This window comes from Kitasatospora sp. NBC_01560 (assembly GCF_045208415.1).
Taxonomy (GTDB): Bacteria; Actinomycetota; Actinomycetes; order Streptomycetales; family Streptomycetaceae; genus Kitasatospora.
This window is the reverse complement of record NZ_CP109364.1, coordinates 3,848,741-3,868,595: the sequence shown is the minus strand read 5'-3', so window position 1 is coordinate 3,868,595 and position 19,855 is coordinate 3,848,741. Positions and strand designations below refer to the sequence as shown.

The window sequence follows — 19,855 nt, the reverse complement described above, 5'->3', positions numbered from 1 at the left end:
CACCGGCGGGGTGTGTGTCAGGGGCGGTGGAAGATCTCGTGGGTGCCGACCCGGCGCCAGACGATGTGCGGTTCGCCGTCCTGGACGGACGGCCCGTAGCCGAACGTGGCCCGGCCGTCGGGCGCCCAGGTCAGCTCCCACACGTCCGGATGCCCCTGCATCTTCTTCACCCGAAGCCCCCGCCGGAATCCCCGGCCGTCCCGCAGATCGGCGGCGAACTGGGCCACCGCTACGAGGAAAGCCGCCTTCTGCGCGGCGGTCAGGCCCTTCCAGTCGCGCAGGAAGCGGGCCAGTGACTCATACGTCGGCACGGCGCTTGATCTCCTCAAGATCCAGCCCGGCGTCGTTCGCGAGCGACTGCAGGAACGCGTCGCCGTCCTGGAACACCTCGCCGCGCTCGCCTTCGGCGAGGGCGTCGTCCACCTCCGCCTCCCCGGCCTGCCAGGCGGGGCTCCAGAACCATGCCTGGTCGTCGGGGATGACGGAGGCGGGCGTGAGGACGATCCGGCCGTCCTCCACCGCGACGACCAGCTGGTCCCCCTCCTGGAGGTCGAGCTGCTCCCTGATCTCCTGCGGGATCGTGACCACGCCCTTCTTCCGGACGGGTGTGGACACCAGGTGGGGTCGACGGCGGCGCTTGAGGTCTGCCATGAGGAAAGTCTACCGGGCAGACAGTCTGCCCGGCAGGGCGTTGGCGGTGCGGCGGGCGGTGTGGGCCTGCCGGGTGGCGTAGAGGGTGACGCCGGCGGCGAGGGTCATGGCGGTGAGGCCGACGGCGGCCGCGCCGGACCAGCCGGTGGAGTGGTAGGCGTCGGCGCCGATCGTGCCGCCGAGGCTGTTCCCCAGGTAGTAGGCGATCAGGTAGAGCGCGGAGGCCTGCGCGCGCCCCTCGGTGGCGGTGCGGCCGACCGCCGACGAGGCGGTGGCGTGGCCGGCGAAGAAGCCGGCGGTGATCAGGACGAGGCCGAGCAGTGCGCAGAGCAGCGAGCCGGCGAGCGAGAGCAGCAGGCCGGCGGCGGTCACGCCGATCGAGACGTAGAGGGCGCCGCGGCGGCCGAGCCGGCCGGAGAGCCGGCCCGCCGCGGCCGAGGTGCCGGTGCCGACCAGGTAGACCACGAAGATCGAGGCGGCCACCGACTCCGGCAGGTGGAACGGCGCGGAGATCAGGCGGTAGCCGACGGTGTTGTACACGGCGCCGAAGACGGCCATGAACAGCAGCCCCAGCGCGTACAGCCGGACGAGCAGGGGATTGCGCAGGTGCCGGCCGACGGTGCGGGCGAGGGCGCGGGCGTCCACCGGGGCCGGGGTGAAGTGCCGGGCGGCGGGGATCAGCAGCCGGAACGCCAGCGCGGCGAGCAGGGCGAGGGCGGCGGACGCGGCCAGGCCCCAGCGCCAGCCGAAGCCCGCGGCGACCCAGCCGGAGAGCAGTCGGCCGCCCATGCCGCCGATGCTGTTGCCGGCCACGTAGAGGCCCATCGCCGAGGCCAGTGCGCTGGGGTGGACCTCCTCGGCGAGGTAGGCCATCGCGGTGGCGGGCAGGCCGGCGAGGGCGGCGCCCTGGAGGACGCGGAGCACCACCAGGGTGGTGAGGTCCGGGGCGAACGGCAGGGCCAGGGCGAGCGCGGAGGCGGCGAGTGTGGAGGCGGTCATCACGGTGATGCGGCCGTACCGGTCGGAGAGCGCGCTCGCCGGGAGCAGTGCGAGGGCGAGGCCGAGGGTGGCCGCGGAGGCGGTCCAGCTGGCCTGGCCCGGGGTGAGGTCGAGGTCGGCCGAGAGGACCGGCAGCAGGCCCTGGGTGGAGTAGAGGAGTACGAAGGTCGCGATGCCGGCCGCGAAGAGCGCGAGGTTGGCGCGGCGGAAGGCGCGCCCGCCGGGGCGGTGGCGGTCGTCGTCGGCCGCCGGGCGCGGGGGCGGCGTCGCGGTGCGCGGGGACGGCTGGGCGAGGGCATCCGGGATGGCCACGGATGCCCCGGTACTGGAGGGCTGCATGGCTCCGACGTTAGGCGCGTCCGCGCTGATGCGTCCAATGCATGATCGGTCGATAATGCATGCGTCGGGGTATGAGTGCAGGTTGGCGCAGTGAGGACGGGCGAGAGTGACGGACGGCACCGAGGGGTACGAGCTCCCGCACCGGCTCGCCGAGCTGGGGCCGGAGTTGCCGGCTGCCCAACTCGCTCCCAGGCTGGCTCAGTTCGCGGCGGTGGCCCGGCTGGAGCACGTGACGCAGGCGGCCGCACTACTGGGCATGCCGCAGCCGACGCTGTCGCGTTCGGTGGCCCGGTTGGAGGCGGAGCTGGGGGTCGACCTGCTGGCCCGTCAGGGCCGGACGGTGCGGCTGACCCGGGCCGGCCGGCTGCTGCTGGCCTCGGTGGAGCGGGCGCTGGCCGAGGTCGAGCGCGGGGCCGAGGCGGCCCGGGCGGAGGCCGACCCGGCGTCCGGGCGGGTGGCGTTCGGATTCCTGCACACGATGGGGACGGACGCCGTGCCGGCGCTGCTGCGCGGGTTCCGGGCGGAGCACCCGCAGGTGCGGTTCCAGCTGGTGCAGGACTACGTCGGCGCGATGCTGGAGCGGCTGCGCGCCGGTGAGCTGGACCTCTGCCTGGTCGCGCCGGTGCCGGAGGACGATCCGGCGCTGGTGGCCCGGCCGCTCGACGAGCAGCGGCTGTACCTGGTGGTGCCGGCCGACCACCGGCTGGCGGGGCGGCGGCGGATCCGGCTGGCGGAGGTGGCGGAGGATCCGTTCGTCGGGCTGGAGCGCGGGTACGGGCTGCGGGCGATCACCGACGGGTTCTGCGCGGAGGCCGGGTTCGCGCCGCGGATCGCCTTCGAGGGGGAGGACGCGGAGACGCTGCGAGGCCTGGTCGCGGCCGGGCTGGGGGTGGCGCTGCTGCCGCCCGCGCTGGTGCCGCGGCCGGGGGTGGTGGAGCTGGAGGTGACGGCGCCGCGCACCCGGCGGGCGCTCGGGCTGGCGTGGGCGGCGGGCCGGCCGCCGACCCCGCCGGTGGCGGCGTTCCGGGACTTCGTGCTCTCCCGGCGGGGGCGGTTGCTCCAGCACGACTGACGGTGGCGGACCGGGCAGTGCCGGCTTCCGGGGGCCCGGCGTCGGCCGGTCCGGCGCCGGCGGACCGGTCCGATCGTCCGTCCGGTGGAATTCGCGGTGCACATTGGCCGAACCACCCGTGTGGACAGTGGCCTGTCTACGCGCGTAGGAGCTACACTCCCGCAATGGAGAAGCAGATCCCTGTCACCACCGCGGGCGCCGGCCCCCGGATCCCCACCCACGACCAGATCGTCCGCGCGCCGAAGGTGCTGCTGCACGACCACCTCGACGGCGGACTGCGCCCCGAGACCGTGGTCGAGCTGGCCGCCGCGGTCGGCTACGCGGGCCTCCCCACCACCGACCCGAAGGAACTCGGCGAGTGGTTCCGCGAGGCCGCCGACTCCGGCTCGCTGGTCCGCTACCTGGAGACCTTCGCGCACACCTGCGCCGTGATGCAGACCCGCGACGCCCTGATCAAGGTCGCCGCCGACTGCGCGGAGGACCTCGCTGCCGACGGCGTCGTGTACGCCGAGGTCCGCTACGCCCCCGAGCAGCACCTGGAGGGCGGCCTGACCCTCGACGAGGTCGTCGACGCCGTCCAGGAGGGCTTCCGCCTCGGTGAGGCGAACGCCCGCAAGGCCGGCCACCGCATCCGGATCGGCACCCTGATCACCGCGATGCGCCACGCCGCCCGCTCGCAGGAGATCGCCGAGCTGGCCAACCGCCACCGCGACGCGGGCGTGGTCGGCTTCGACATCGCCGGCGCCGAGGCGGGCTACCCCCCCACCCGCCACCAGGCCGCCTTCGACTACCTCAAGGGCGAGAACAACCACTTCACCATCCACGCGGGCGAGGCCTTCGGCCTGCCGTCGATCTGGGAGGCCCTGCAGTGCTGCGGCGCCGACCGGCTCGGCCACGGTGTCCGCATCGTCGACGACATCACCGTGAACGAGGACGGCAGCGTCGCCCTCGGCCGCCTCGCCGCGTACGTGCGCGACAAGCGCATCCCGCTGGAGATGTGCCCGACCTCCAACCTCCAGACGGCGGCCGCCACTTCGTACGCCGAGCACCCGATCGGGCTGCTCAGCCGGCTGAAGTTCCGGGTGACGGTGAACACCGACAACCGGCTGATGAGCGGCACCAGCATGAGCCGCGAGTTCGGGCACCTGGTCGAGGCGTTCGGCTACACGCTGGGCGACATGGAGTGGTTCACCGTGAACGCGATGAAGTCCGCGTTCCTGCCGTTCGACGAGCGGCTGGCGATGATCAACGACGTGATCAAGCCGGGCTACGCCGAGCTCAAGGCCGAGTGGCTGTTCAGCGTCGGCGCCTGACGGTCGACCGTGGGGTCGGATGAACGCCGTTTTCTCCCAAAAGAGTTGGCGTTCATCTGACTACCCACTCGTGTGGGTTAACCGCCTTTGATCCTCGTGCGATCCAATCACTACGGTGTGCCAGTCATCGCCGACCGGCCGTGTCGGGCGGAACCCGCCTGCCCTGCCGTGGACGTCGGCCACCGACGAGGACTCAAGGGGACGAACATGAAGCAGGCCACTCTCAAGGCCGCCGGTGCCGCCGTGCTCGGAATCGCCATCGCGGCGGTGGGCGCCGGCAGCGCGTCCGCCGACCCGGCCGCCGCCGGTGGCCTCGGGCTCCCGACCGGCGCGGTGACCAACCCGGCCGTGACCGGTGCCGTCGTCGACACCGCGGGCAAGCTGCCCGGCGGGGACAAGGTCGCCGGCACCCTCGGCACCCTCACCCCGAGCGCCGGCCAGGCCGCCGAGCCGACGGGCGAGGCCACCCGCGCCGGCGTCCCGAGCGTCCCGGGCCTGGGCAGCACCCCGCTCGGCGGGCTCACCGGCGCCCTCCCGCTCCCGGGCCTCGGCGGCTGACACCCGCCGGAAGTCCGCGTTCCGCGCAGCCCGAACGGGCCGCCCGCCGCCCCCGGTGATCCCGGGGGCGGCGGACGGCCCGTTCCGGCGTTTCACGGCTCCTGCGGCAGTAGCAGCCAGAGTGCCAGGTAGATCAGGAACTGCGGGCCGGGCAGCAGGCACGAGGCCAGGAAGATGATCCGGACCGTCCACGGCGTCAGGCCGAAGCGGTCGGCGATCCCGGCGCAGACGCCGGCGATGACGCGGTGGTGGCGGGGGCGGGCGAGGCGGCTCATGGTCTGCTCCGTGGTCGTTTCGCCTGGTCCGGTCCCTCCGGTCGGCGTACTTCCATGCTCCGCCGCCGCCGCGGCCGGATCGTCGGCCTGGACGGCGATCCCGACCCCGGCATTTCTCACCGGGGAGGACGACCCGGCCTCGGGGTTCCTCTCGGGGGTGCCCCGGAGACCATCCCGATCGGGCATCTCCGGCACGGGAGTTGACGGCCGATCATGCTCCGGTGCACCATTCCACTAGATAACTAGTGGAATGGTGGATGCCATCGTCGACTACCTCATCGACCGTCGCGGCGGGCTCTCGCCGTACCTGCAGATCATCGAGCAGACGAAGCGCGCCCTCCGGCTCGGCGTCCTTCGGCCCGGCGACCAGCTCCCCACCGCCCGCGAGGTGGTGGAGGCGACGGCGATCAACCCGAACACCGTGCTCAAGGCCTACCGCGAGCTCGAACGCGAAGGCCTCGTCGAGAGCCGAAGAGGCGTCGGGACGTTCGTCCGCAAGTCCCTGGCGAAACCGCAGACCGTCGAGAGCTCGGCCCTGCACGCCGACCTCGCCGGGTGGATCGCCCGGGCCCGGGACGCCGGCCTCGAACGCGAGGACGTCACCGCGCTCGTCGACACCGCCCTCGACCGCGCCTACCCCACCAGCACCGAGGCCCCCGAGGAGTCCGGGTGAACCACCCCGCAGCTCAGCACCGACCGACCGACGACGCCCCCGCCCTGGAGACGGTCGGGCTCGGCCTGAAGTACCGCCGGCGCTGGGCCCTGCGCGACTGCGAACTCCGGCTCCCCGCCGGCCGCGTCTGCGCGCTCGTCGGCCCCAACGGCGCCGGCAAGAGCACCCTGATGGCGCTCGCCGCCGGGCTGCTCGCGCCGACCGAAGGCACCGTCACGGTGTTCGGGAACGGGCCGCAGGAGACCGCGGCCCTGCGGCGCACGGCCTACCTGCGGCAGGACAAGCCGCTCTACCCGCGGTTCACCGTCGCGGAGACCCTGCGCGCCGGCCGCGAGCTCAACCCGGGCTGGGACCAGGAGGTCGCGGAGCGGATCGTGCGGCTGGGCGACCTCCCACCGGACGCCAGGGTGGGCACGCTCACCGCCGGCCAGCGCACCCGGGTCGCCCTCGCACTCGTCCTGGGCAAGCGCCCCGACCTGCTGATTCTCGACGAGCCGCTCGCCGACGTCGACCCCGTCGCCCGCCAGGAGCTCACCGGCATCCTGATGGCCGAGGCGGCGGAGCACGGCACCACCATCCTCATCTCCTCCCACGTCCTGGCCGAGCTGGACGGCGTCTGCGACCACGTCACCGTGCTGCGGGACGGGCGGATCCGGCTCACCGGCGACGTCGACGAGCTGCTGGACGACCACCGCCTGGTGGTCGGCGCCACCGAGGGCGGCGGCGACGCGATACCGGAGGAGCTGGCGTGCCACGAGACTGTCGAGCTGCGGCGGACCGGCCGCCAGGCGACCGCGCTGCTCAAGCCCGCAGGAGAGATCGACCCGCGCTGGGACGTCAGCCGGCCGAACCTGGAGGACATCCTGATCGCCTACCTGCGCACACCCGCACCGCAGGACCGGCCGCAGGCCGGGGCCGCTGCGCACACCGCCGGCCGCGAGGAGGTGACGGCCCGATGAGCGCCGCCGACCTCACCACCCTGCCGCCGGCCCGACCCTCGCAGCGGCGCCTCCTGCGCGGCACCGCCTGGCTGGGCCTGCGCCAGGACCGCACCCCGCTCCTGATCGCCGGCGCGTCCGTCGTGCTGCTCTGCGGCTGGCTGCTCTACCTGGGCAGCCGGATCTCCGGCTTCGTCGAGGAACAGCACATCCAGGGCTGCAACGTCGTCTACTTCCCGGAGAGTTGCAAGGCCCTCACGGACCAGGCCATCGCGCTGGACATGAAGTGGGGTGTCGCCGTCACCGTCACCGGCTGGCTGCTGGCCGTCCTGCCCGTCGCCTTCGGCGTGTTCTACGCGGCCCCGCTGCTGGCGAGGGAGTTCGAGACCGGGACGTACGCCCTGGCCTGGACGCAGTCCGTCTCCCGGCTGCGCTGGCTGACGTCCCGGTTGGGCCTGCCGATGCTGCTCACGCTGGTGGGGTCCTGCCTGCTCGGGGTCGTCTCCACCTGGTGGGGCGGTCTGGTCGAGGGCCGGTTCGCGGTGCCCGGCTACTACCACTGGTTCACCTGGATGAGCCGCAGCTCCTCGGGGCCGTCGATCGTCGGATTCTGCCTGCTCTCCGTCGCGTTGGGGGCGGCCGTCGGGCTGGTGCTGCGCCGGGTGGTCGCGTCGATCGTCGTCACGGCGGTGCTCACGCTCGCCGTCCGGTTCGCGGTGGACGCCGGGCGGTACCTGCTGGCCCCCGTGCAGGAGGTGGTGGGGAGCGTCCGGATGGCCGCGCCCGGGGCGCCCGATCGGATGATCACCGTCACCACCGGCCATCTGCCGACGGTGACGCCGCTGGAATCGGACGTCGTGCAGAACGGGCTCCTGACCAACGACGGTCGACGGCTCCCGGTGCCCAGCGACTTCGTCAACATCCTGCCCGACGGGGCGCTGGAGTGCCCCGTCACCGAGTGCAAGGAGCAGTACCAGAGCATCGAGCGGGCCTACACGCTCTTCCACCCGCCGGGCGACGAGTGGGTGATGCACTGGACGCAGGCCGGCCTGAGCCTGGCGGTCACCGCGGCGCTGCTGGTGTTCTGCGCGGTGTGGGTGCGGCGGGTGCGCTGAGCGGCGGATCCGTGTGACCCGGGGCAGGGCTTCCTGGTGGGAGCCCTGCCTTTCGCCTGCCCCGGGGGTGGGGGGCAAGTCTGCAACGGTCGGGGTGGGCGGAGGGGGCGGAGTGGGCGGGGTGGGCGGGGTGGGCGGAGTGGGAAGTCGGCGGGGCCGACTTCTCGTGTGCGGTGGTCGGTGGGGTGGTCGGTGGCGCGTGCCGGTTCACCTTGAGAGCGGTGACCACGCCGAGGGCGACGGTGCCGAGCGCGAGGGCGAGGAGGGTGAGCAGGGCGGCGCCGACCAGGAACTCGGCGGTGCCGGGCCTCACCGGCGGATCCCGATGACGCGTCGGCCCAGGTGGGCGGCCAGGCCGTGGAGCAGCTCCTCGGCCTGGCCGCGGGTGAGCGGGACGGCGAGGTGCTCGCCCGGGCCGGCGTGGACGTCGAGGTCGACGGCGACGCGGAGTTGGAGCGCGGCGTCCGGGACGCTCTCGACGGCGAGGTAGGCGGCCGTCGTGCGCTCGGTGTGGACCGCCTCCGTGACGAGGGGGATCAGGAATCCCATGCCGGCCCCTCCGTCGCGGCCCCGCGGAGTAGGCGGAGGAGATTGAGGGCGGTGGAGACCGGCGCGTTGCCGAAGTCGATCAGGATCCGGCCGTCGACCCGGCCGGCGAGGGTGGTCGCGGAACCCCAGAGGATGCCCAACTGTTGACCTGCGGCGTGGAGTTCGCGGAGGAGCTCGACCACCTCGGCGTCGGAGTAGGCGCTCGTCCGCGGGTCGTCGGGCGCAATGGGGGAGTGGCGGGCGCTCACGCGGCGGCGTCCAGCTCGAACCATACGACCTTGCCGTTCTTGCGCGGGTCGGCGCCGAAGCGGTGGGTGAGCGAGCGGACCAAGTGGAGCCCCCGGCCGGAGAGTTCGTACGGGTCGGCGGAGGTTCGCTGTTCGGGGAGGGTGGGGCTGTCGTCGGCGACCGACACCCGGAGGGTGCGGTTCAGGAGGACGACCACCACCAGGGGCGCCTGACTGCCCGCGTGACGCCAGGCGTTGACGAAGAGCTCGTGCAGGGCGAGTTCGGCGTCGGCGATGGTGTCCGGCGGCCAGCCGGTGGCGGCGAGGGCCGCGCGCAGCTCACGCCGGGCGGCGGACCAGTCGGGAGGGGGTGAGGTGAAGGCACGCACGAAGAACCTCCGGGAGGGGAGAAGGAGTTCGAGGCGGAGTCGAGACCGTGAGCCAGGCCGCACATGGCTGCTCTGCGGCGCCCGGGCAGGGCATTACTGACACTCCGTCATGTGATCGGTGCAACACTGAGAGTAGGACTACAAGTTCCACGCGTGCAACACGATCGCCCAAGATGCCTCCCGTGGTTGCGTAGTCTCACTCTTGCGGGTGGCGTCCAGCGCCTTCGAGGCGGGAGACTGCCTCGACACGGAAGGAAGACCCTTGGCACTCAGGACTCAAATCAGCGAACGACAGAAGCGGTTCGGCGCTGAGCTGAGGAGACTGCGTGAGGCCGCCGGGCTGGCGGTGAAGGATGCCGGCGCCACCATCGGCATGGGTGGCCCGCAGCTGAGCCACATCGAGGCGGCGCGAACGGGGCTGGACCCGGCGCGCCTGACGACACTCCTCGGAACCTACGGGTGCACGGATGAGACCTACATGGCGATCCTGCACGAGCTGGGTGCCAGTGACGGCAAGGGCTGGTGGACGGAGTTCAAGGGAAAGGTCCCAACGCTCGCACTCGATCTGGCGGAGGTCGAGAACCGGGCGGTCTCGTTGGCCAGCTACGACACGCTCTACATCCCCGGTCTCCTCCAGCTGCCGGCCTACACGGAGGCCATTTACGAACACTCTTATCGCGAGCGAACGTGGGATGTGGGGACTGCTGTCCGGTTCCGCATGGAGCGGCAGCGGATCCTGACCGATGGCAAGAGTCGGCAGTTTCGGTTCGTGGTTCACGAGGCAGCGCTGCGCATGCGGTTCGCCGGCGACATGGCGATGAGGGCCCAGCTGCTTCATCTGCTCGACATGGCCGAGCTTCCGAATGTCACCATCCAAGTTCTTCCGTTCACTGCGCCCAAGCATGGCCCGCTGTCGGCATCGTTCCTGTTCTGCGACCCGGGCTGTTCGGACCTCTCGACGATCATTCTGGCTGGCCCCAAGCGTGCAGAGCACCTTGGTGATCCGGTCGACATCACGGACTACGCTCAGGCTTTCCAGCAGCTGAGTGATATTGCCTTGCCTGCCATTGCTGAGGGAAGGTCTCTGCGAGAGCTCCCCTCTCGTGACTCCTGGGGGCTCCTTCAGCATCTTCTCTATCTGCTTCAGAGCTGAAAGGCACCCGATGTTCCACCTCACCTGGCAGAAGTCGTCGCTCAGTGGTGCGGACGGCGCCGACAACTGCCTTGAACTCGCCTCCGGTGCCGACGGCCTTCGTCACCTCCGTGAGTCGGATGACCCGGACGTCGTCGTCACGACCGATGCCGCCAAGCTCCGGGCGTTCATCCTCGGGGTCAAGGCCGGCGAGTTCGACCACCTCGTCTGAGTAGTGCGCGGGGTCGACCGTTCGTTGGGTCCCTGGGTCTGGTGCGTCTCCACGTCTGAAAGGCCTGTGATGTTCGAAGCCCACTGGCAGAAGTCGTCGTTCAGCGGAGGGGATCCCGAGAACGCCTGCCTTGAACTCGCCGCCGGTGGTGGCGACCTGCGTCATCTCCGTGAGTCGGACGACCCGGACGTCGTCGTCACGACCGATGCCGCCAAGCTCCGGGCGTTCATCGTCGGGGTCAAGGCCGGCGAGTTCGACCACCTCGTCTGATCTCAGTGCCCCAACACGCAGCGGGCCGCCCGGCCCCGCTGCGCCCTTGCGCCGGTGCGTACTCCTCTGCGCCGGAGCGTGGCCTTGACCTGGTGTCGCTCCGACGTGAACGCTTGCCGCAAATGCCTCCGACGAAGCGCTGGGAGAGGGCATGTTGGCCGCGTGGCAGCAGGTGGAGCAGGACGGGCTGAAGGCTGCGCAGGACGAGGTCCGGCCGCTCTACGAGCGGACGCGGGACTTCCAGGCGTACTCGTCGTGGTTGGTACCGGGGCTGCTCCAGATCCGTGCGTACACCGAGTCCGTGCTGCGGGCCGTCCAGCGGCGCCGCGTGACCGTGGACGACGTGGGCGCAGCCGTGGACGTGCGGATGGAGCGGCAGCGTGTCCTGCGCGAAGGCGACCGTCGGTTCGCCTTCCTCGTGGAGGAGTCCGTGCTGCGTTCCGGGCTCGGCGGCCGGGACGTCCAGTGTCAGCAGCTCGCGCACCTGCTCACCGTCGGTGCGTTGCCCAACGTCAGCCTCGGCGTCGTGCCCATGGGCCCGGACCGCGTGCGGATGCCGGTCGAGGGCTTCTGGATCTATGACGCGGCCCAGGTGAACGTGGAGCTGGTGTCCGGCTACCTCACTCTCAGCCAGCCCAGCGAGATCGCCCTCTACGCCCAGGCCTTCGGCGAATTGACCGAGCGGGCGGTGTACGGGGAGCGGGCCCGCGCCCTGATCGACGCGGCGGTGGAGACCCTGGGGTGAAGCGGGTGGATATCCCGTTGCACGGGGACCTGCCGGGACCTACTGTCCTCCTCAATGCGTCGAGGGAGACGAGTACCTCCGGGCCCGGTGGGCCGAGAGAGCCGCCGGTTGCTGTGAAGGCGGCCTCACCGCCCGGAGGGAAGACACTCCTGAGTGCGGGGAGGAAATGCCCCGCCGGCCGGCCCCCGTCATCGGGCCAGCCACGAGGCCGCTGCCCTCCCCGGGCGGCGGCGAAGTGCGGTGGCACCGCGAGTCCCCTTCTCGCCCGCACTCCCAAGGGATCACCACGACGCCCCTGGAGGGCCGCGATGATCCACCCTTCGAGCCGTGTCCTGGCCGCCGAGCTACCCGGCCGCATCGGCGAATCCGTCGAACTCCGCGGCTGGCTGCACCGCCGCCGCGCACTGAAGTCCGTCACCTTCCTCGTCCTGCGCGACCGCTCCGGCCTCGCCCAGGTGGTGGCCCCCGGAGGAACGGCGGACCTCCCCGAGGAGACCGTGCTGCGGATCCGCGGCACGGTCACCGCCAACTCCCAGGCGCCGAACGGCGTCGAGCTGACCGGGCCGACCGTCGAGGTGCTGTCCAGCCTCGCCGAGCCGCCGCCGTTCAGCCTCTTCCGTCCCGGTGTCCCGGCGGCGCTCCCGGTGATCCTGGACGGCGCACCCGTCACTCTCCGCCACCCGCGGCTCGCCGCCCCGCACCGGATCTCAGCCGCCTCGGTGGCCGGGTTCCGCGCCACGCTCGACGGTCTCGGCTTCACCGAGATCCACACGCCCAAGGTGGTCTCCTCGGCCACCGAGTCCGGCGCGAACGTCTTCGCCCTGGACTGGTTCGGCCGGCCCGCCTACCTCGCGCAGTCGCCGCAGTTCTTCAAGCAGGCCATGGTCGGTGTCTTCGAGCGGGTCTACGAGACCGGGCCGGTGTTCCGGGCCGAGCCGCACGACACCGCACGCCACCTGGCCCAGTACACCAGCCTGGACGCCGAGCTCGGCTTCATCGCCGACCACCGCGAGGTGATGGCCGTCCTGCGGGAGGCCCTGGCCGGGATGGTGGAGTCCGTGGCGGCCCGGGCTGCGGCCGCCGTCGAGCTGCTGGGGGTCGAACTGCCGGCCGTGCCGGCCGAGATCCCGCAACTCCACTTCGCCGAGGCGATGCGGTTGCTCGGCGCCGACGAGCCGGACCTCGCGCCCGCGCACGAACGGTGGCTGAGCGAGTGGGCGTTGCGCGAGCACGGCAGCGAGTTCCTCTTCGTGGTCGGCTACCCGATGCGCAAGCGGCCGTTCTACACCCACCCGGAGCCGGGCCGACCGGAGTACTCGAACAGTTTCGACCTGCTGTTCCGCGGGCTCGAACTGGTCACCGGCGGCCAGCGCCTGCACCGGCACGAGGACTACCTCGCCGCGCTCGCCGCCCGTGGCGAGCGGCCGGAGCCGTACGCCGCCTACCTGCGCTCCTTCGCCCACGGCATGCCGCCGCACGGCGGGTTCGCGTTGGGCCTGGAGCGGTGGACGGCCCGGCTGACGGGTGCGGACAACGTCCGCCGCACCACGCTGTTCCCCAGGGACCTGCACCGGCTGGAGCCCTGACGGACCGTCCGCCCGTCGCCGGTGCGGCTCCGCGACGGGCGGACGGAGGGGGCGGCGGGGCGGTACGGTCGCAGCCGGGAACGCGGCGACCTGCGGGAGGCTTGATGTCCAAGTACGGCCGGGACGAACTGGAGTGGGACGAACTGGTCGAGGCGGGTACGGCCTTCCTCGTCGAGCGGGCCCGTCTCGACCAGCCGACGACCACCTACACCGAGCTGAACACGACCCTCGTCGAGCGGACCGGCCTGCGGGGGTTCGACTTCTCCCAGCCGGGCGACCGGGCGGCCGTGGGGCACCTGCTCGGGCTGATCGTCGAACGCGACCACCCGCAGTCGCGGCTGATGCTCTCCGCGCTGGTGCGCTACCAGGGGGAGAACGACGCGGGCTCGGGGTTCTACCTGCTGGCCCGGCAGCTCGGCCTGCTGTCCAAGGGCGCGTCCGCCGACGAGCGGACGGCGTTCTGGATCGGCCAGATCAACGGCCTGAAGCGGCTCCACTCCGGCGCGGCCGCGGGTTGAGCCACCCGGACGGGCTGCGCCGTTCGTCCGGAGGCGGCCGGCCTCCGGACGAACGGCGCGGGTGGGGCGCTCGGTCAGCCCTGCGGAGCCTGCGGCTGCGCGGCGGGCGCGGCCGGGGCGCCCGGGGCGGCCTGCGGCGGAACCGGGGCCGACTGGGCGTACGGGTTCGGCTGGGCGACCGGCGCGCCCTGCGCGTACGGGTTGGGCTGCGCCTGCGCCTGCGCGTTCGGGTCGTACGGCGCGTTCGGGTTGTAGGCGGCGTTCGGGTTGTACGGCGCGGCACCCGGGACGGGCTGCGGGGCCGGGGTGTTGCCACGGGCCAGCATCGCCTTCACCGCGTTGGCGATCAGCAGCACCGGCAGGATGAACGCCTGGAAGAAGATCCGGTACTCGTTGCCCTCGAAGACGAACGCGAGGTAGTACGCGTAGCCGGCGAACGCGATGCCGCCCAGCACGTTGATGGCACGCCAGCCGCCGCTGAGGCCGCCGCCGAGGTTGATGGCGCCGAGGACGACCATGGCGATGCCGCTGAAGGCCAGCAGCAGGACGTACCAGGAGAAGAGCGGCTCGGCGGTGAAATCGAGGTTCACGAAGGCATTCCTGTGGGGTGTGAGGACGTACTGGTGACGGGGACGAGAGCGCACAGTACTGGAGCCCGCCGACATTCGGCGCCACGTTTTCGTCACGGAGTCATCACCCCATTCCCGGGCTCGTCCTGACGGGGTGGGGGGAATGGGCGCTATGGGGATCTTCAGGGGTTTTGCGCCCGCCCCGCGCGGGCGGTGCGACCGGGGCTCCGCCGTGCGGCGGGGGACCGGGCCGGTGCGGTGAAAACCCCTTCACAAGTGTTCCCTTCGGTCCGATAAGATGCCGCGGTTGCTTGATGTTTGGGGGCGAAGCAGCGGCAGAGGGCTGCGCCGGTCATGGCCTCCTCGTCCACCCCGGCGATCCTCCTTCCGGGTTCGGCCCGCTTTCTTCCGTGAGGTCCCCATGCGTACTCAGCACCGCAGCATCCTCGCCGTGGCCGCGGCGGCCACCCTGGTCTCGGGTGCGGCCCTGGCCACGGCCCCGGCGGCGCTCGCCGCGCCGGCGTCCGTTCAGGGTGCCCCGAGCGTCCAGAGCCAGGACGGCCCCGTGTCGATCACGCTGAGCGGCCTCCCGGGGGCGCTCAACGCGGGGGCGGCGCCCGTCGAGTTCACCGCCACCCTGAAGAACTCCGCCGACCACCCCGTCGACGCCACCACCGGCCTCACCGTGGCGGACGTCGACTCCGGGATCAAGGAGACCCAGCTCAAGCTGGAGTACCGGTCGCCGGGGAGCACGCAGTGGAAGGACGCCGCGCTCAGCCCCGGCCAGCGGGTGGGCGCCGTCTGGGAGCTCGACACCTTCGCCACCAGGGTGAGCGTGCCCGCCGGGGGCTCCGTCGCCTACCGGCTGCGGCTCAGTGTGGCCGCGGACGCCCGGGGCGGCACGGCGACGGCCGGCTTCCGCGCGGTGGTCTCGGACCCGACCCTCCCGCCGGAGCAGCGGACCACCACTCCCTCCAGCGAGTACGGGCGCTTCACCGTCGTGCCCGTCGGCGGCCCGCCGACCACTCCGCCGGTGCCGGCCCCCGGCCTGCCGGACGTGAGCGTCGTCGGCATGCCCGCCTCCTTCGCCGCGGGCGGCGGGGCGAGGCAGTTCAAGCTGGTGATCGCCAACCACAGCGGCAAGGACGTCCGGGTGGTGCCCGAGGTCGCCCTCCAGGGGGCGAACGTGCTCCCGGCCGAGGCGGTGCGGTTCGAGTTCCGGACGGCGGCGGGCGAGTGGCTGGACGCCACCGTCTTCGAGCCGGAGCAGGTGCCGCAACCCCGGCTGATCCTGGCGCTGCGCTCGGGCGACAAGGAGGCCGACCTCGTCCGGCTGCACGACGGCGAGTCCCGCACGATCGACGTCCGGCTGGCCTTCGCCAAGGAGGCGCCGGCGGGGGCGGAGTCGTTGGTGCTGACCGGCGTCAGCCTGCCGGCCGCGGGCGGCACGGGGGTGAGCGCCGTCGGTCCGGCGGTCGACTTCCGGATCGTGGCGGCCGGCGCCTCCGGCACGCCCTCGTCCCCCGGTACCGCGACGACCGCTCCGGTGACCTCGGTGCCCGGCCCGTCCGTCCCGTCGGCGCCGGGCTCCGCCCAGGGCACACTGCCGACGTCCGGCGCGCCGGTCGTCCCGGCGGCGGTGGCCACCACCGAGGCGCCGGGCCGGACGGCCGTGGCGGCCGTGACCGCGGCACCCGTCGCGGTGCCGGTGGCGACGCCGACCAGTGCCCTCGCCACGACCGGCGGCACCTCCTCCGCGCCGATGGCCATCACCGGCGCGACCGCGATCGCCCTCGGCCTGGGCCTGCTGGTCGTCGCGTACCGCCGCCGGTACCTGTAGCCGGCTCCACCCGGCGGCCCCGGCCTGGCGGGCGCGGTACGGTCGTCCGGATCGGGGGACGGCCTCCGCGCGGGGCGGCCCGACGGCCCCCCGACCCGGCTCACCGACGGACGGAGCAGGACCAGTGACGGACTACGAGGTGCTGCGCGTCTTCTGCAGCCCCGACGGCGGCCACGGCAACGAACTCGGCGTCGTCCGGGACGGCGCCGCCCTCCCCGCGGAGGCCGACCGGCAGGCGTTCGCCCACGAACTGGGCTTCAGCGAGACGGTGTTCGTCGACGACCCCGGGCGCGGCGTCATCGACATCTACACGCCCACCCTGCGCCTCCCGTTCGCCGGCCACCCCTGCGTCGGCGCCGCCAGGCTGCTCGGCGTCGCGGAGCTGGTCACCCCGGCCGGTACCGTCCGGGTCCGCCACGACGGCGAGTTCACCCGGATCGCGGCCCGCCCCGAGTGGGCGCCGGCACGGACCACCCGGCGGTACGGCTCGGCCGCCGAGGTGGAGGCGCTGGAGGTGCCGCCGCCCGGTGAGTGGATCTACGCCTGGGCCTGGCAGGACGAGCAGGCGGGCACGGTACGGGCGCGGGCCTTTCCCGGGCGCGGAGACGGGATCGACGAGGACGAGGCGACCGGCGCGGCGGCCCTGCTGCTGACCGCCGAACTGGGCCGCGAGCTGACGATCACCCAGGGGCTGGGCTCGCAGATCGTGACGGCCGTCCTTGACGACGGCCTGATCGAGGTGGGCGGCCGGGTGCGGCCGGTCTGAGCGGCCGCCGAGAACCGGCCGGACGCCGAGGGGGAGGGAGAACGCCGAGAACCGGTCGGACGCCGAGGGGGAGGGAGAACGCCGGGGTGGACACCTCGAACCGGATCGAGAACGGCACGTTCCAGAACGTCGTGATGGCGGGCCACGCGCACGTCACCCTCGGGGCCGGCGCCCTCGCCGCTGCCGGGGCGCCCGCCGAGGCCCCTGACCTGCCGGAACTCCCACCGCTTCCCGCGGGGTTCACCGGCCGGGAGGCGGAGCCGGCCACGCTCCTGCCGCTGCTCGACCCGGACGCCGAGCGGGCCGCCGACGCGTAGCCCCCGCCGGGTGGGGCCGGGCCTCAGCGGCTGTGGCTGGAGACCGGCTCCGCGTAGACCCCGGCGGGCACGGCGGCCGGCGTCGTCGCCGGAGCCGGAGCGGAAGCCGGGGCCGGAGCGGAGGGCGGCACCGGGCCCCGGGCCGGCACCGGGCCCCGGGCGGGCCTCGGGCGGCGGCCGGCGCGCAGGGCGAGCGAGCGGGCGGCCGGCACCACGGCCAGGTGGGTGAGGGCCACGCCGACGACGGCGAAGAGTATGTGGTCGACGTCCAGGGCGTGCCCGGGCGTCCAGGAGGAGAAGAACTCCAGGGTGGTGGCCAGCAGGGCCGAGGCGCCGGTGGTGCGCAGGAAGGAGAACAGCCAGGGGGTGCGGAGGCGGCCGCCGGCCAGCGGGAGCAGGAAGCCGAGCGGGGCCAGCAGCACCAGTTCGCCGAGGAGCTGCCGGCCGGTGGAGAAGCGCAGCGAGGCCAGCGGCGTCAGGTTGGCGTCGTAGACCCAGGCCACCGGGAGCGGCCGCAGCACCAGCCAGCCGGCCAGCACCAGATGGAGGCAGAGCCCGATCAGGCCCACCGTGCGGAGGGGACGGTGGACGGCCGCCGCCGGTCCGGTCTCGGGCCGTGCGCCGGAACGCTCGTCGCGTGTCCTGGTGCCATGTCGCTGCACGCGGGGAAGGACGTGGGCGGGTGGCGCAGTGGTTCCGCGGGCGGCGTGAAACTTCCGGCGCGCACCCCGGGCACTGCCGGGGCACGCGCCGGGACGTTTCAGCGGCAGGGGGCCGACGTGGTGGGCGGCGCCGACGGCAGCGCGCTGAACACGTTGTCCGCGGGTGCTGCGGACGCGGGGGCCGTGGACGCTGGCGCCGTGGACGCGGCCGCACCGGACGCCGCCGGGGCCGGGGCGGCGGGCGGCGCGAACATCGACACGGACGGCGACGGCGCCGCCTTCGCGCCCGCCTTCACCGAGGCGTGCGCGGCGGGTGCCGTCGGCGCGGTGGGCGAGGGCGTCGCCGGTGCGGTGGGTATCTGCGGCGGCGTCGGGCAGGCCGTCCGGCTGGCCGGCGCGCCCGCGTCGACGGGGACGGGGGTGGGGCGGATCCCGCAGGCGGTGGCGAGCGCGAGCAGCAGCACGGCGCCCGCCACCCGCCGGACGGACCGCCCGGACGACGGGGACCGCCCGGACGCCAGGGAGCGCCCGGAGCGCCCGGACGAACCGGCCGGGCGGAGCCAGAAGGACGGACCGGTGGTCACTGCGCACTCTCCTCGGAAGCGGCGGCCGGCTCGGGCGGCTGGGCGAGCGGCAGCGTCAGTGTGAACACCGCACCCACCTCCCCGTTGGCGGCCGTGATCGTCCCCCCGTGGATCCGGGCGTTGGCCATCGCGATCGAGAGGCCCAGCCCGCTGCCCTCCGAGCGCGCCCGCCCCTTGTCGGCCTTGTAGAACCGGTCGAAGACGTGCGGCAGCACGTCCTCGGGGATGCCCGGGCCGCTGTCCGAGACCTCCACCGTGACGGCGTCCTCGGACTCGCGGACCTTGACCCGGACCGGCGAGCCGCCGTGCTTGAGCGCGTTGCCGATCAGGTTGGCGAAGACGACGTCCAGGCGGCGCGGGTCGACCACGGCCCGGACGCCGCGCGGGGCGTCCAGTTCGACGGCGTCGTACCAGGCCCGGCCGTCGATGCAGGACATGATCAGGTCGGCGATGTCCACCTCGTCGGCGACCAGCTTGGCGGTGCCGGCGTCGAAGCGGGTCACCTCCATCAGGTTCTCCACCAGGTCGGAGAGGCGCCGCGTCTCGTTGACCACCAGCCGTACGGCCGGCGCGATCATCGGGTCCAGCGACTCCGCCTCGTCCTCCAGGATGTCCGTCACGGCGGTCATCGCGGTCAGCGGGGTGCGCAGCTCGTGCGACATGTCGGCGACGAACCGGCGGCTCTGCGCCTCACGCGCGCTCAGCTCCTCGACCTGCTCGTGCAGCGACTCCGCGGTGCGGTTGAAGGTCCGCGCCAGGTCGGCGAGTTCGTCCGAGCCCTCGACCTCCAGCCGGGTGTCCAGGCGGCCCTCGCCGAGCCGCCGGGCGGCGTCGCCGAGCCGCTTGACCGGCCGCAGTACCGTCGCCGACGCGGCCTGGGCGAGCAGGGCCGAGCCGATCAGCGCCAGCAGCGTGGCGATGGCCAGCGACCAGCCGAGCGTGTTGAGGTCGGCCCGCTCGTTCTCCAGCGACTTGAACATGTACGCGGTCGGCCCGGTCGGCACCACCTTGGTGCCGCCGATGACGTACGGCCGGCCGTCCAGGTTCTGCCGCTGCCAGTAGAGGTGGTACGGGTACGGGTTGGTCTCGGTGATCTCGCGCGGCTTGCCGACGATGTCCCGCAGCTTGGCCGGCACGCTGGCGAGCGTGTACTGCGCCGGGTCCGAGGAGGCGGTGGTGCAGTCCGGCTGGGCGGGGTCGGCCACGACCACGGCGTAGTTGAGCCCGGAGCTCGCGACGTAGTCGGCGAGCTGGCGCAGTTGCTCGCAGGTGGCGTTCAACGGCAGCTCGGAGACGTTCCGGCTGAGCGAGACCCGGAAGTCGTTGAGCGCGGTGTCCTGGGCGCGCTTGAGCACCGCGTCCCGGTTCAGCCAGTAGGCGATGCCGGAGGCCGAGACGGCGGTGAGCAGCGCGACCGCGGCGAACACCGCGATCAGCCGGACCCGCAGGGAGCGCAGCCGCCGCCACGGGCCCGAGGAGAACCGGCGGGTCGTCGTCTGGTGGTCAGTCACAGGAGCCTGTCGTTGGGCGAGATCA

26 protein-coding genes are annotated in these 19,855 nt (G+C 73.2%); 15 read left to right on the top strand and 11 right to left on the bottom strand.

Features of this window, described 5'->3' with window-relative positions; genetic code table 11:
- Positions 1-17: 17 nt before the first annotated feature.
- From OH807_RS16635 to OH807_RS16625, 3 genes are read right to left on the bottom strand one after another with little or no spacing between them, the layout of a single operon-like run.
- Complete coding sequence (locus tag OH807_RS16635) at positions 18-311, bottom strand: hypothetical protein (protein ID WP_406199305.1); 294 nt, start codon at positions 309-311, stop codon at positions 18-20.
- Positions 298-651: an AbrB/MazE/SpoVT family DNA-binding domain-containing protein gene (locus tag OH807_RS16630; protein WP_406199303.1), complete on the bottom strand. Its 354-nt coding sequence runs from the start codon at positions 649-651 to the stop codon at positions 298-300. Before OH807_RS16630 ends, OH807_RS16635 begins: the two co-directional genes overlap by 14 nt.
- Positions 652-660: 9 nt before the next feature.
- Positions 661-1,989: an MFS transporter gene (locus OH807_RS16625; protein ID WP_406199300.1), complete on the bottom strand. Its 1,329-nt coding sequence runs from the start codon at positions 1,987-1,989 to the stop codon at positions 661-663.
- A 154-nt stretch (positions 1,990-2,143) separates the two neighbouring features.
- Between OH807_RS16625 and OH807_RS16620 the strand changes: the two genes are divergently transcribed.
- From OH807_RS16620 to OH807_RS16610, 3 genes are all read left to right on the top strand, one after another.
- A complete protein-coding gene (locus tag OH807_RS16620) occupies positions 2,144-3,061 on the top strand; it encodes a LysR family transcriptional regulator (protein ID WP_406211025.1) in 918 nt (305 codons plus the stop codon).
- 164 nt (positions 3,062-3,225) lie between these two features.
- The gene (locus tag OH807_RS16615) at positions 3,226-4,374 is read left to right on the top strand and encodes an adenosine deaminase (protein WP_406199297.1); all 1,149 of its coding nucleotides are present in this window, start codon (positions 3,226-3,228) and stop codon (positions 4,372-4,374) included.
- Between the two features lie 207 nt (positions 4,375-4,581).
- Positions 4,582-4,932: a hypothetical protein gene (locus OH807_RS16610; protein WP_406199295.1), complete on the top strand. Its 351-nt coding sequence runs from the start codon at positions 4,582-4,584 to the stop codon at positions 4,930-4,932.
- A 92-nt stretch (positions 4,933-5,024) separates the two neighbouring features.
- Here the strand turns inward: OH807_RS16610 and OH807_RS16605 are convergent, their stop codons facing one another.
- On the bottom strand, positions 5,025-5,207 hold the full coding sequence (locus OH807_RS16605; RefSeq protein WP_406199292.1) for a PspC domain-containing protein: 183 nt from the start codon (positions 5,205-5,207) through the stop codon (positions 5,025-5,027).
- 250 nt (positions 5,208-5,457) lie between these two features.
- On the opposite strand from OH807_RS16605, the gene OH807_RS16600 reads away from it, so the two are divergent.
- The 3 genes from OH807_RS16600 to OH807_RS16590 are packed head-to-tail and all read left to right on the top strand — an operon-like array spanning position 5,458 to position 7,933.
- On the top strand, positions 5,458-5,880 hold the full coding sequence (locus OH807_RS16600; protein ID WP_406199290.1) for a GntR family transcriptional regulator: 423 nt from the start codon (positions 5,458-5,460) through the stop codon (positions 5,878-5,880).
- The gene (locus tag OH807_RS16595) at positions 5,877-6,839 is read left to right on the top strand and encodes an ABC transporter ATP-binding protein (RefSeq protein WP_406199288.1); all 963 of its coding nucleotides are present in this window, start codon (positions 5,877-5,879) and stop codon (positions 6,837-6,839) included. Before OH807_RS16600 ends, OH807_RS16595 begins: the two co-directional genes overlap by 4 nt.
- Positions 6,836-7,933: a hypothetical protein gene (locus tag OH807_RS16590; protein WP_406199285.1), complete on the top strand. Its 1,098-nt coding sequence runs from the start codon at positions 6,836-6,838 to the stop codon at positions 7,931-7,933. The genes OH807_RS16595 and OH807_RS16590 overlap by 4 nt, the downstream gene beginning before the upstream one ends.
- A gap of 309 nt (positions 7,934-8,242) precedes the next feature.
- Here the strand turns inward: OH807_RS16590 and OH807_RS16585 are convergent, their stop codons facing one another.
- The 3 genes from OH807_RS16585 to OH807_RS16575 are packed head-to-tail and all read right to left on the bottom strand — an operon-like array spanning position 8,243 to position 9,098.
- Positions 8,243-8,482, bottom strand: a complete 240-nt coding sequence (locus OH807_RS16585; protein ID WP_406199283.1) for a hypothetical protein — start codon at positions 8,480-8,482, stop codon at positions 8,243-8,245.
- Positions 8,470-8,730, bottom strand: a complete 261-nt coding sequence (locus OH807_RS16580; protein ID WP_406199280.1) for a hypothetical protein — start codon at positions 8,728-8,730, stop codon at positions 8,470-8,472. The genes OH807_RS16585 and OH807_RS16580 overlap by 13 nt, the downstream gene beginning before the upstream one ends.
- The gene (locus tag OH807_RS16575) at positions 8,727-9,098 is read right to left on the bottom strand and encodes an ATP-binding protein (protein WP_406199278.1); all 372 of its coding nucleotides are present in this window, start codon (positions 9,096-9,098) and stop codon (positions 8,727-8,729) included. The genes OH807_RS16580 and OH807_RS16575 overlap by 4 nt, the downstream gene beginning before the upstream one ends.
- A gap of 262 nt (positions 9,099-9,360) precedes the next feature.
- On the opposite strand from OH807_RS16575, the gene OH807_RS16570 reads away from it, so the two are divergent.
- From OH807_RS16570 to OH807_RS16545, 6 genes are all read left to right on the top strand, one after another.
- Positions 9,361-10,251 carry a helix-turn-helix domain-containing protein gene (locus OH807_RS16570; protein ID WP_406199276.1) on the top strand — a complete coding sequence of 297 codons (891 nt, stop codon included), beginning with the start codon at positions 9,361-9,363 and terminating at the stop codon, positions 10,249-10,251.
- A 10-nt stretch (positions 10,252-10,261) separates the two neighbouring features.
- Positions 10,262-10,462 carry a DUF397 domain-containing protein gene (locus OH807_RS16565; RefSeq protein ID WP_406199273.1) on the top strand — a complete coding sequence of 67 codons (201 nt, stop codon included), beginning with the start codon at positions 10,262-10,264 and terminating at the stop codon, positions 10,460-10,462.
- Positions 10,463-10,531: 69 nt separating this feature from the next.
- The gene (locus OH807_RS16560) at positions 10,532-10,732 is read left to right on the top strand and encodes a DUF397 domain-containing protein (RefSeq protein ID WP_406211023.1); all 201 of its coding nucleotides are present in this window, start codon (positions 10,532-10,534) and stop codon (positions 10,730-10,732) included.
- 151 nt (positions 10,733-10,883) lie between these two features.
- The gene (locus OH807_RS16555) at positions 10,884-11,477 is read left to right on the top strand and encodes a DUF5753 domain-containing protein (protein ID WP_406199271.1); all 594 of its coding nucleotides are present in this window, start codon (positions 10,884-10,886) and stop codon (positions 11,475-11,477) included.
- A 308-nt stretch (positions 11,478-11,785) separates the two neighbouring features.
- Complete coding sequence (gene aspS / locus OH807_RS16550; protein ID WP_406199269.1) at positions 11,786-13,063, top strand: aspartate--tRNA(Asn) ligase; 1,278 nt, start codon at positions 11,786-11,788, stop codon at positions 13,061-13,063.
- Between the two features lie 104 nt (positions 13,064-13,167).
- Positions 13,168-13,581 carry a hypothetical protein gene (locus OH807_RS16545; protein WP_406199267.1) on the top strand — a complete coding sequence of 138 codons (414 nt, stop codon included), beginning with the start codon at positions 13,168-13,170 and terminating at the stop codon, positions 13,579-13,581.
- Positions 13,582-13,655: 74 nt separating this feature from the next.
- Here OH807_RS16545 and OH807_RS16540 read toward each other — a convergent pair whose 3' ends face one another.
- Entirely contained in the window at positions 13,656-14,171 is a 516-nt protein-coding gene (locus OH807_RS16540; protein ID WP_406199265.1) for a hypothetical protein, read from the bottom strand.
- 400 nt (positions 14,172-14,571) lie between these two features.
- Between OH807_RS16540 and OH807_RS16535 the strand changes: the two genes are divergently transcribed.
- From OH807_RS16535 to OH807_RS16525, 3 genes are all read left to right on the top strand, one after another.
- Positions 14,572-15,990, top strand: a complete 1,419-nt coding sequence (locus OH807_RS16535) for a hypothetical protein (RefSeq protein ID WP_406199263.1) — start codon at positions 14,572-14,574, stop codon at positions 15,988-15,990.
- Positions 15,991-16,114: 124 nt separating this feature from the next.
- Complete coding sequence (locus OH807_RS16530; RefSeq protein WP_406199260.1) at positions 16,115-16,756, top strand: PhzF family phenazine biosynthesis protein; 642 nt, start codon at positions 16,115-16,117, stop codon at positions 16,754-16,756.
- 86 nt (positions 16,757-16,842) lie between these two features.
- On the top strand, positions 16,843-17,073 hold the full coding sequence (locus tag OH807_RS16525; protein WP_406199258.1) for a hypothetical protein: 231 nt from the start codon (positions 16,843-16,845) through the stop codon (positions 17,071-17,073).
- A gap of 23 nt (positions 17,074-17,096) precedes the next feature.
- Here OH807_RS16525 and OH807_RS16520 read toward each other — a convergent pair whose 3' ends face one another.
- From OH807_RS16520 to OH807_RS16510, 3 genes are all read right to left on the bottom strand, one after another.
- On the bottom strand, positions 17,097-17,642 hold the full coding sequence (locus tag OH807_RS16520) for a VanZ family protein (protein ID WP_406199256.1): 546 nt from the start codon (positions 17,640-17,642) through the stop codon (positions 17,097-17,099).
- 191 nt (positions 17,643-17,833) lie between these two features.
- A complete protein-coding gene (locus tag OH807_RS16515; RefSeq protein WP_406199253.1) occupies positions 17,834-18,319 on the bottom strand; it encodes a hypothetical protein in 486 nt (161 codons plus the stop codon).
- Positions 18,316-19,830 (bottom strand): ATP-binding protein, encoded by a 1,515-nt coding sequence (locus tag OH807_RS16510; RefSeq protein WP_406199250.1) that lies wholly within the window; start codon positions 19,828-19,830, stop codon positions 18,316-18,318. The genes OH807_RS16515 and OH807_RS16510 overlap by 4 nt, the downstream gene beginning before the upstream one ends.
- Between the last annotated feature and the right edge of the window lie 25 nt (positions 19,831-19,855).

Coding starts and splice junctions, on each gene's coding strand:
- OH807_RS16610 (WP_406199295.1), top strand. CDS start 4,582: ATGAAGCAGGCCACTCTCAAGGCCGCCGGTGCCGCCGTGCTCGGAATC.
- aspS (WP_406199269.1), top strand. CDS start 11,786: ATGATCCACCCTTCGAGCCGTGTCCTGGCCGCCGAGCTACCCGGCCGC.
- OH807_RS16560 (WP_406211023.1), top strand. CDS start 10,532: ATGTTCGAAGCCCACTGGCAGAAGTCGTCGTTCAGCGGAGGGGATCCC.
- OH807_RS16555 (WP_406199271.1), top strand. CDS start 10,884: ATGTTGGCCGCGTGGCAGCAGGTGGAGCAGGACGGGCTGAAGGCTGCG.
- OH807_RS16535 (WP_406199263.1), top strand. CDS start 14,572: ATGCGTACTCAGCACCGCAGCATCCTCGCCGTGGCCGCGGCGGCCACC.
- OH807_RS16545 (WP_406199267.1), top strand. CDS start 13,168: ATGTCCAAGTACGGCCGGGACGAACTGGAGTGGGACGAACTGGTCGAG.
- OH807_RS16600 (WP_406199290.1), top strand. CDS start 5,458: ATGGTGGATGCCATCGTCGACTACCTCATCGACCGTCGCGGCGGGCTC.
- OH807_RS16590 (WP_406199285.1), top strand. CDS start 6,836: ATGAGCGCCGCCGACCTCACCACCCTGCCGCCGGCCCGACCCTCGCAG.
- OH807_RS16565 (WP_406199273.1), top strand. CDS start 10,262: ATGTTCCACCTCACCTGGCAGAAGTCGTCGCTCAGTGGTGCGGACGGC.
- OH807_RS16615 (WP_406199297.1), top strand. CDS start 3,226: ATGGAGAAGCAGATCCCTGTCACCACCGCGGGCGCCGGCCCCCGGATC.
- OH807_RS16585 (WP_406199283.1), bottom strand. CDS start 8,482: ATGGGATTCCTGATCCCCCTCGTCACGGAGGCGGTCCACACCGAGCGC.
- OH807_RS16625 (WP_406199300.1), bottom strand. CDS start 1,989: ATGCAGCCCTCCAGTACCGGGGCATCCGTGGCCATCCCGGATGCCCTC.
- OH807_RS16630 (WP_406199303.1), bottom strand. CDS start 651: ATGGCAGACCTCAAGCGCCGCCGTCGACCCCACCTGGTGTCCACACCC.
- OH807_RS16605 (WP_406199292.1), bottom strand. CDS start 5,207: ATGAGCCGCCTCGCCCGCCCCCGCCACCACCGCGTCATCGCCGGCGTC.